This window comes from Polaromonas sp., from assembly GCF_012927415.1.
Lineage (GTDB): Bacteria > Pseudomonadota > Gammaproteobacteria > Burkholderiales > Burkholderiaceae_C > Polaromonas.
This window is the reverse complement of sequence record NZ_JABBPF010000118.1, coordinates 1-9,429: the sequence shown is the minus strand read 5'-3', so window position 1 is coordinate 9,429 and position 9,429 is coordinate 1. Positions and strand designations below refer to the sequence as shown.

General features: G+C 60.0%; 8 protein-coding genes and 1 pseudogene. 8 read left to right on the top strand and 1 reads right to left on the bottom strand.

What is annotated here, in order from left to right; all coding sequences use genetic code 11:
- On the bottom strand, positions 1-360 hold a 360-nt coding region (locus HHJ19_RS11460; protein ID WP_296907376.1), incomplete at its 3' end, for an Mth938-like domain-containing protein.
- Positions 361-581: 221 nt separating this feature from the next.
- Here HHJ19_RS11460 and HHJ19_RS11455 point away from each other — a divergent pair.
- The 8 genes and pseudogenes from HHJ19_RS11455 to HHJ19_RS11420 all read left to right on the top strand — a co-directional run.
- A pseudogene (locus tag HHJ19_RS11455) lies at positions 582-1,805 on the top strand (pyridoxal phosphate-dependent aminotransferase).
- 88 nt (positions 1,806-1,893) lie between these two features.
- Positions 1,894-3,216 (top strand): homoserine dehydrogenase, encoded by a 1,323-nt coding sequence (locus tag HHJ19_RS11450; RefSeq protein WP_296907382.1) that lies wholly within the window; start codon positions 1,894-1,896, stop codon positions 3,214-3,216.
- The gene (locus tag HHJ19_RS11445; RefSeq protein ID WP_296907374.1) at positions 3,216-4,748 is read left to right on the top strand and encodes a threonine synthase; all 1,533 of its coding nucleotides are present in this window, start codon (positions 3,216-3,218) and stop codon (positions 4,746-4,748) included. The genes HHJ19_RS11450 and HHJ19_RS11445 overlap by 1 nt, the downstream gene beginning before the upstream one ends.
- A gap of 78 nt (positions 4,749-4,826) precedes the next feature.
- The gene (gene mobB, locus HHJ19_RS11440; protein ID WP_296907373.1) at positions 4,827-5,363 is read left to right on the top strand and encodes a molybdopterin-guanine dinucleotide biosynthesis protein B; all 537 of its coding nucleotides are present in this window, start codon (positions 4,827-4,829) and stop codon (positions 5,361-5,363) included.
- Positions 5,364-5,373: 10 nt separating this feature from the next.
- Positions 5,374-6,630 carry a gephyrin-like molybdotransferase Glp gene (glp, locus tag HHJ19_RS11435; RefSeq protein WP_296907371.1) on the top strand — a complete coding sequence of 419 codons (1,257 nt, stop codon included), beginning with the start codon at positions 5,374-5,376 and terminating at the stop codon, positions 6,628-6,630.
- Between the two features lie 11 nt (positions 6,631-6,641).
- The gene (locus HHJ19_RS11430) at positions 6,642-6,893 is read left to right on the top strand and encodes a MoaD/ThiS family protein (protein ID WP_296907380.1); all 252 of its coding nucleotides are present in this window, start codon (positions 6,642-6,644) and stop codon (positions 6,891-6,893) included.
- Between the two features lie 5 nt (positions 6,894-6,898).
- Positions 6,899-7,372: a molybdenum cofactor biosynthesis protein MoaE gene (locus HHJ19_RS11425; RefSeq protein WP_296907370.1), complete on the top strand. Its 474-nt coding sequence runs from the start codon at positions 6,899-6,901 to the stop codon at positions 7,370-7,372.
- Between the two features lie 147 nt (positions 7,373-7,519).
- Positions 7,520-9,429: Clp protease N-terminal domain-containing protein (locus tag HHJ19_RS11420; RefSeq protein ID WP_296907367.1), on the top strand; the 1,910-nt coding region annotated here is incomplete at its 3' end.

The following is a 9,429-nucleotide window of genomic DNA, read 5'->3' as shown; positions in this document are numbered from 1 at the left end:
GATGACGTGGCGACCCTCGCCAGCAAGAATGTTGTAGGTGCGGCAAGCGGCGAGCGTGTCCATGGTTTCAAGACCAATCCGCTCGGCCATCAGCGCACGCAAAAACGCCGGCGGCGGAAAGCGCAATCGTGTTCCGCTGCCAAAAATCACCAGCTCGGGCTTGAGCTTGGCCAATTGCTCAAAATGCTGCGCCGTGAGCCGATCAAAGCGCGTGCAATCCCATTCGTATTTTTCGCCTTGCGAGCCGATGATGATGCTGTAGCTGATTTTTTCGGCAACCCCGTGATTGCCCAGGCCTACCCATCCGGGTCCGTAAGCCAGAATGGATTGCACGTCGAGGCGGTCTGGTTGTAGTTTCATGCAGAACTCAAAGCGGGTAAGTGGTTTGACCCACACCGGACAAGCGCTCCTTGCCCCATGCGTGCCAGCGAAAAATGGTGTTTTATGTGGTCAAATTATAGGTTCTGCCCGGATCTGCTGTGGCTGTGCTGTTGCTTCCTCCCCTTTGCCAGTGCAGCTGCCCCCGCGGCCATTGCACAAAAATTCAGAAGTTCAAAAATTTAAAAATTCAGAAAAGCGCCATGAAAACGATCACCAAGTCCGCCAAGCTGGCCAATGTTCTTTACGACATCCGTGGCCCGATCATGGACGCGGCCAAGCAGATGGAAGAAGAAGGCCAAAAGCTCATCAAGCTCAACATCGGCAACTTGGCGGTATTCGGTTTTGACGCGCCGGAGGAAGTTCAACAGGACATGATCCGGAACCTGCCCGCCTCCGCCGGTTACTCCGACAGCAAGGGCATTTTTGCCGCGCGCAAGGCCGTGATGCACGAGACGCAAAAGCAGGGTATCATGGGTGTGACACTGGCCTAAAACTACCTGGGCAACGGCGCCAGCGAACTGATTGCGATGGCGACCAACGCCCTGCTTGACGATGGCGACGAACTGCTGCTTCCCGCGCCCGACTACCCGCTTTGGACGGCCAGCGCCAGCCTGTCGGGCGGCACGCCGGTGCACTATATGTGCGACGAAGATAACGGCTGGATGCCCAACCTTGCGGACATCCGCGCCAAAATCACGCCTAAAACCAAAGCCATCGTGGTCATCAACCCGAACAACCCGACTGGCGCGCTGTATTCCGATCAACTTCTCAAGGAAATTGTTGACATTGCGCGCGAACACGGCCTCGTGATTCTTGCCGATGAGGTGTATGACAAGGTGCTGTATGACGGGGTCAGGCATACCGCCATTGCGAGCCTGTCCAGCGACGTGCTCACGCTGACCTTCAACTCACTCTCCAAAAGCTACCGTTCCTGCGGCTATCGCGCGGGCTGGCTGGTAGTCTCGGGCCCGAAGAAGTCGGCGCAGGACTACATCGAAGGCCTGAACATGCTGGCCAACATGAAGCTGTGCTCGAACGTGCCCGGCCAGTGGGCCATCCAGACCGCGCTGGGCGGCTACCAGAGCATCAATGACCTGACTTGTGAAGGCGGCCGTTTGCGGCGCCAGCGTGATCTGGCTTACGAGTTGATTACGGCCATTCCCGGTGTGAGTTGTATCAAGCCGAGCGCCGCGCTCTACATGTTTCCAAGGCTTGACCCCAAGATCTACCCGATCACGGATGATCGGCAATTCTTTCTTGAACTGCTCAAGGAAACCAAGGTGATGCTGGTGCAGGGCACCGGTTTCAACTGGGCTGCGCCCGACCATTTCCGCATCGTCTTTTTACCCCACGAGGAAGACCTTCGCGAGGCGATCGGCCGTATTGCAAAATTTCTCGAGAACTACCGCGACAAACGCGGCTGATTTTTGATTTCCCGCCCCTTTTTTTCGGGGCGACAAGCCGTAAAAACGACAGTCAGGACCCCAGGTGACCCTAAAAACGACGACGAATTTGAGCCCCATCAGGGTTGGCCTTCTGGGTATCGGTACCGTGGGTGGCGGCACCTTCAATGTGCTCAAGCGCAACCAGGAAGAGATTCGCCGCCGCGCCGGCCGCGGCATTGAAATCACCATGGTGGCCGACCTTGACGTGGCGCGTGCCAGGGCTCTGGTGGGCGAAGGTGTTCAGGTGGTGGACGACGCGCGCAAGGTGGTCGCCAGTCCGGACATCGACATCGTGATCGAGCTGATCGGCGGCTACGGCATTGCCAAGGCGCTGGTGCTGGAAGCGATCGAGTCTGGCAAGCATGTGGTCACTGCCAACAAGGCCTTGCTGGCCGTCCATGGCACCGAGATTTTTGCTGCCGCCCAGCGCAAGGGCGTCATGGTCGCTTTTGAAGCCGCGGTGGCCGGTGGCATCCCCATCATCAAGGCCTTGCGCGAGGGCCTGAGCGCCAACTCCATTCAGTGGATTGCCGGCATCATCAACGGAACGACCAACTTCATCCTGTCCGAGATGCGGGACAAGGGTCTTGATTTCGACGTGGTGTTGAAAGAAGCGCAGCGCCTGGGCTATGCCGAGGCGGACCCCACTTTTGATATTGAAGGCGTTGACGCGGCGCACAAAGCCACCCTCATGAGCGCGATTGCCTTTGGCATTCCGGTCCAGTTCGACAAGGCCCATGTCGAGGGCATCACCCACCTGGCGGCGCAGGACATCCGTTACGCGGAACAACTCGGCTATCGAATCAAGCTGCTGGGCATTACCAAGCGCGTCGCCAACGGCATCGAATTGCGTGTGCATCCCAGTCTGATACCCGCCAAACGACTGCTCGCCAATGTCGAAGGGCCGATGAACGCTGTGGTGGTCCATGGTGACGCGGTGGGCACGACGCTGTACTACGGCAAGGGCGCGGGCAGCGAGCCTACCGCCAGCGCGGTGATTGCTGACCTGGTCGACATCACGCGCCTGCACACGGCCGACCCCGGACACCGCGTGCCGCACCTCGCCTTCCAGCCTGACGAGATGAGCGATCTGTCCATCGTGCCAATGTCCGCCGTGGTGACCAGCTACTATTTGCGGCTGAAGGTGGCTGACGAGGCCGGCGTACTGGCCAGGGTGACAGGCATCCTGGCCGAGGCCGGCATCAGCATCGATGCGGTGCTGCAGCGTGAAGCCGATGAAGTGGGCGGTGAGGGCTCGACCCAGACCGACCTGATCATCCTCACGCATGATTGCGTGGAAGCAAAAATGAACGAAGCCATGGCGAAAATGCAGGCGCTGCCCACGGTGCTGGCACCCCTCATCCGCATCCGCAAGGAAGAACTGGCCTGATGCACTACCTCTCCACCCGCGCGGCGTCGGACGACAAAACCGAACGCAAGCGTTTCTGTGAAATCCTGCTCGAAGGCCTGGCACCTGATGGCGGTTTGTATTTGCCCGAAAGCTATCCGCAAGTCGACGCTGCGATGCTTGCGAAGTGGCGCGGCCTGCCCTACGCGGACCTGGCGTTTGAAGTGCTCTCGCTATACATCGACGACATTCCCGCCGCCGACCTGAAAGCGATCTGTGTCAAAACCTACACCGAAGAAGTGTTTGGCAGCCGGGAAATAGTGCCGCTGCGACCGCTTGAGGACGGTCTCTACCTCGAAGCCCTGTCCAACGGCCCCACGCTGGCGTTCAAGGACATGGCTATGCAGTTGCTGGGCAACCTGTTTGAATACGAACTGGCGCGCCGCGGTGAAGAGTTGAACATCCTGGGCGCGACCAGCGGCGACACCGGTAGCGCCGCCGAATACGCCATGCGCGGCAAAACAGGCGTGCGCGTCTTCATGACCTCGCCGAAAGGCCGCATGAGCCCGTTCCAGCAGGCGCAGATGTTCAGCCTGCAGGACGAAAACATTTACAACATAGCCATCGAAGGCGTGTTTGACGATTGCCAGGACCTCGTCAAGGCCGTGTCCAACGACCTTGCGTTCAAGCGCCGGTACAAGATTGGCACCGTCAACTCCATCAACTGGGCGCGGCTGATGGCGCAGGTGGTGTATTACTTCGCCGGCTATTTTCAGGCCACGAATGTGGCCCCCACGCTTGTCGCTTCGCGTACTGCGCTGCCCCCCGAGGGGGCCGCTGCGCCTGCGGACTCGCAAAGCCAGATCCGCGGCCCTTGCTTGAAAGAATCGGTAGCCTTGCCCAGGGTCAGTTTCACCGTGCCCTCGGGCAACTTCGGCAACGTCTGCGCCGGCCATGTGGCGCGCAGCATGGGGCTGCCGATTGCCCGATTGGTGGTCGCCACCAACGAAAACGATGTGCTCGACGAGTTCTTCCGCACGGGGATTTACCGGGTTCGCGGCAGCGCCGACACGCATGAAACCTCCAGCCCGTCGATGGACATTTCCAAAGCCTCGAATTTCGAGCGCTTTGTGTTTGACCTGCTGGGCCGCAACGGCGACAGGACCCGGGCGTTGTTTCACGACCAGCTCAGTCAGCATGGCCAGTTTGATCTGAGCGCCGATGCGGCTTTCAAATCCGCTGCAAAGCAGTACGGTTTTGTCAGCGGCAAGAGCACCCACGCCGACCGGCTGGCGACGATCAAGGACACCTTCAAGCGCTTTGGCGAAATGATCGACACCCATACCGCCGACGGCCTGAAAGTCGCGCGCGAATACCTTCAGCCTGGCGTGCCGATGATCGTGCTGGAAACCGCGCTGCCCATCAAGTTTGCCGAGACCATTGAAGAAGCGTTAGGCCAGTCGCCGACGCGGCCCGCCCGGTTTGAAGGCATCGAGGCCTTGCCCAAGCGCGTCGAGCTGTTGCCGGCAGATGTGGCGGTCATCAAGCGCTACATTGCCGATAATGTGCATTAAATGGGGTTGTAGTCCAAGGAATACGGACTCAAGTAGCTATTTAATTGATAGCAAAACTGGTTTTCTGAAAGTCGCCCTATGAACGTGGTCGGATTTTCCGGTTACTCCGGCTCGGGCAAGACAACGCTGGTCGAAAAGCTGATTCCCGCCCTCAAGATGCGAGGCCTGCGGGTGTCCGTCGTCAAGCACGCGCACCACCGTTTTGACATTGACCACCCCGGCAAGGACAGCTTCCGCCATCGCGAGGCGGGGGCTTTTGAAGTCGTGGTTGCCTCGCAAAACCGGTTGGCGTTGATACGCGAGTTTGAGCAGCCTACCGAGTTGACGGTTCACCACCTGATTGCCGAGTTGTATGAAGGCGTGGACTGGGTGCTGGTCGAAGGCTTCAAACATAGCGATTTGCTGAAGATTGAAATCTGGCGCGCTTCGTCTGGCAAACCCGCCCGTTTCATGGACGACGACTTCATCGTTGCCATTGCTACCGACTCACCCGGCCGGTTGCCAGTGGCGACCTTGCGTCCGGTGCTGGATTTGGACGATGCCGACGCCCTGGCCGACTACCTGATCAACAATCAGGAGCGTTTTCATTATTCGTTCGAAGACCGCCCCGAGTGACTCGCCGACCATGAACCCAGCCTCGCCATCGCCATCACCATCGCCCGCCGTCCGTCCGCCCCTGAAGCCGCTAGATTTGGCGCTGGGCGAATTGCTGGCCCATGCCGAGCCGCTGTTGCCCGCCGACGAGGTTTCAACTTTTGATGGCGACGGTAGGGTCCTTGCGCAGGATTTGCTGTCCAGCCTGGATGTTCCGGCGCATGACAACAGCGCCATGGACGGCTACGCCGTGCGTGCGGCAGACTGCGCTGACACCAGCACGCTTTTGCAAGTCAATCAGCGCATTCCGGCGGGTAGCAGCGGACAGGCGCTGGCTGCGCGCTCAGCCGCGCGGATTTTCACCGGTGCGCCGATTCCCCCCGGCGCGGATGCCGTGGTCATGCAGGAAAATTGCGAAACTGTGGGTGCCGGGGTTTTCGTTCGCGTGCGACCCCGGCCGGGCCAGTGGATTCGCCGCCACGGCGAAGATGTCGCGGCCGGCGCCGTGGTGTTGCACCGGGGCGAACGCCTCACACCCGCAGCGCTGGGCCTGGCCGCCAGCATCGGCTTCGACAGGTTGCAGGTCGCGCCGCGTGTGCGGGTGGCCCTGTTTTCCACTGGCGACGAGCTGGTCATGCCCGGCGACGTGGCACCGGCTGACATGAAACCCGGTGCCGTCTACAACTCCAACCGGTTTTTCCTCAAGGCCTTGCTGCTGCGGCTCGGTTGCAGCGTGACCGATCTGGGCATAGTGCCAGACCGGCTGGATGCAACGGTCGCCGCTCTGAAAGACGCGAGCCGCCAGCATGACCTTATTCTGACCAGCGGCGGTGTTTCGGTAGGAGAAGAAGACCATGTCAAACCGGCTGTCGAGGCGCTGGGCAGTTTGATGCTGTGGCAGATCGCCATTAAACCCGGCAAGCCTTTTGCCTACGGAACTGTTGGCCAGAGCCACTTTATCGGCTTGCCTGGCAATCCCGTGTCCAGCTTCGTGACCTTCCTGCTGCTGGTGCGGCCCTTCATTCTCAGGCTCCAGGGTGCGACCGCACTCGCTCCTGAATCAATAGCAATGAAGGCCCATTTTGATTGGACCAGAGCCGATAAGCGCCGTGAATTCCTGCGGGTGAGGCAGAACGCTGCTGGCGGGCTTGAGCTGTTCGGCAACCAGAGTTCAGGCGTGCTGACATCCGCCGTCTGGGGCGACGGCCTGGTCGACAACCCGCCGGGTCAGACCATCGCGCATGGCGACGAGGTGCAGTTCATTCCCTTCGCGGCGCTGCTGTCATGAAAGCTATTCCCATGAAGGTCACCGTCAAATATTTTGCGTCGATCCGCGAAGCCATCGGGCAGGGCAGCGAGCTGCGTGAGACTTCTGCCATGACACTGGCTGCCCTGCGCGATGAGCTGCTGGCTGCGAGCCCGCTCCATGCCGCTTCGCTGGCCCGCGGCAGGTCCGTTCGCATGGCGATCAATCAGGTCATGAGCGATGAGACGGCCCTCGTGACCGAGGGCTGCGAAGTCGCCTTTTTTCCGCCCGTCACCGGAGGCTGAAATTCATGGCAACGCGGGTAACCATCCAGACCGGCGATTTCGATTTGGCTGACGAAGTCGAAACGCTGCGCAAAAACGACAAGCGCGTTGGCGCGATTTGCACCTTCACCGGCACCGTGCGCGACCGCAATGAGGGTCTGAGTGTCAGCAGCATGGAGCTGGAGCATTACCCCGGCATGACCGAAAAAGCCGTCGAGGCCATGATTGATGAGGCCTGCGCACGCTTTGATATTTTTGGTGCCCGCGTCATCCACCGCGTGGGTTTGCTGCAGCCGCTTGACCAGGTCGTCATGGTCGCAGTCATTTCGGCGCATCGGGGCGAGAGCTTTCGGGCCTGCGAATTCCTGATGGACTACCTCAAGACCCAGGCGCCATTCTGGAAGAAAGAGCAGACGCCCGAAGGCGCGCGCTGGGTCGATGCGCGGGTCAGCGATGACGCCGCGCTCGCCAAATGGGGCATCAGCGCACCGAATGCCTGAGCCGCAAGGCTGGAGCTTGATGAAGTTGATCTTCATCAAGCTTCAAGCCGCTCCTTACAGCTTGACGGCGCCGGCGCCGCTTGTAAAGCTGGGAAAAAGCCTCAAGATTCTTCAGAACAGACCTTTTCAGGTTCAACAGGAGATTTCATGCGACAAGACAAACTCACCACCAAGTTCCAGGAAGCCCTGAGCGACGCCCAGTCGCTGGCATTGGGCAATGACAATGGCTATATCGAGCCGGCTCACCTGCTGGCCGCCATGTTGCGCCAGGATGACGGGCCACGCGCCCTGCTGGAGCGGGCTGGTGTCAACGTCAACGGGTTGACACAGGCCGCCGATGCAGCGGTCAAAAGACTGCCTTCGGTAGCGGGTCAGGACCAGATTCAGGTCGGCCCCGACCTTGCCAAGTTGCTGCAGGCCACCGAAAAGGAAGCCATCAAGCGCAACGACCAGTTCATTGCCGGCGAGCTGTTTCTGCTGGCCGTGGCCGACAGCAAAGGTGATGTTGGCCGGCTGGCGAAAGAGAACGGCTTGAGCCGCAAGGCACTTGAATCCGCCATTGACGCGGTTCGCGGTGGCCAGGGCGTCAACAGCGCCGACGCCGAAGGCCAGCGCGAAGCCCTCAAGAAATACACCATGGACCTTACCGAGCGCGCCCGCATGGGCAAGCTCGACCCGGTGATTGGCCGTGACGACGAGATTCGCCGCGCCATCCAGGTATTGCAGCGCCGCACCAAAAACAACCCGGTGCTGATCGGCGAGCCCGGCGTCGGCAAGACCGCCATCGTTGAAGGGCTGGCCCAGCGCATCGTGGCGGGGGAGGTGCCCGATTCACTCAAGGGCAAACGCGTGCTGTCGCTTGACATGGCCGCCTTGCTGGCTGGCGCCAAGTTCCGTGGTGAGTTTGAAGAGCGCCTGAAAACCGTGCTCAAGGAACTGGCCCAGGACGAAGGGCAGACCATTGTCTTTATCGACGAGCTGCACACCATGGTCGGCGCCGGCAAGGCCGAGGGCGCGATGGACGCCGGCAACATGCTCAAACCCGCGCTGGCGCGTGGCGAGCTGCATTGCGTCGGCGCGACCACGCTTGACGAATACCGCAAATACATTGAAAAAGACGCCGCGCTGGAGCGCCGTTTTCAGAAAATCCTGGTCGGCGAGCCGAGCGTGGAAGCCACCATCGCCATTCTGCGTGGCCTGAAGGAAAAATACGAGTCACACCATGGCGTCATCATCACTGACCCGGCCATTGTTGCTGCTGCTGAACTGAGCCACCGCTACATCACCGACCGATTTTTACCCGATAAGGCGATCGATTTGATCGACGAAGCGGCGAGCAAGATCAGTATTGAGAGAGACTCCAAACCCGAGGTGATGGACAAGCTGGACCGCCGGCTGATTCAGCTGCAGATCGAGCGCGAAGCTGTGCGCCGCGAAAAAGACGAGGCTTCGCAAAAGCGTTTTGACCTGATTGAAGAAGAAATCAGCAAGCTGCAAAAGGAGATTTCCGACCTTGATGAAATCTGGCAGGCTGAAAAAGCCCAGGCGCTCGGCTCCAAAGACGTCATGGAAGAGATTGACCGGATCCGCTTCCAGATTGAAGAATTCACCCGCAAGGGCGATTTCAACAAGGTCGCCGAGTTGCAATACGGCAAGCTGCCTGATCTGGAAAAACGCCTGAAAGAAGCGCAGGCCAGCGAGGCCGCGCCCGGTGCCAGCGCGGCGCCCAAGCTGCTGCGAACCCAGGTCGGCGCTGAAGAAATTGCTGAAGTCGTCGCGCGCTCGACCGGCATTCCGGTAAGCAAGCTGATGCAGGGTGAACGCGACAAACTGTTGCTTATGGAAGGCAAGCTACATGAGCGCGTAGTCGGCCAGGAAGAAGCCATTGCCGCGGTTGCCAACGCGATCCGCCGCTCGCGCTCAGGCCTGAGCGATCCGAACCGCCCGACCGGCTCGTTCCTGTTCCTTGGCCCCACGGGCGTCGGCAAGACCGAGCTGTGCAAGGCGCTGGCCGGATTTCTGTTCGACAGCGAAGACCACCTGATACGCGTTGACAT

What these genes read in the sequence shown, in the direction of transcription:
- HHJ19_RS11430 (WP_296907380.1), top strand. Translation starts at nt 6,642, where the DNA reads ATGAAGGTCACCGTCAAATATTTTGCGTCGATCCGCGAAGCCATCGGG.
- HHJ19_RS11445 (WP_296907374.1), top strand. Translation starts at nt 3,216, where the DNA reads ATGCACTACCTCTCCACCCGCGCGGCGTCGGACGACAAAACCGAACGC.
- glp (WP_296907371.1), top strand. Translation starts at nt 5,374, where the DNA reads ATGAACCCAGCCTCGCCATCGCCATCACCATCGCCCGCCGTCCGTCCG.
- HHJ19_RS11425 (WP_296907370.1), top strand. Translation starts at nt 6,899, where the DNA reads ATGGCAACGCGGGTAACCATCCAGACCGGCGATTTCGATTTGGCTGAC.
- mobB (WP_296907373.1), top strand. Translation starts at nt 4,827, where the DNA reads ATGAACGTGGTCGGATTTTCCGGTTACTCCGGCTCGGGCAAGACAACG.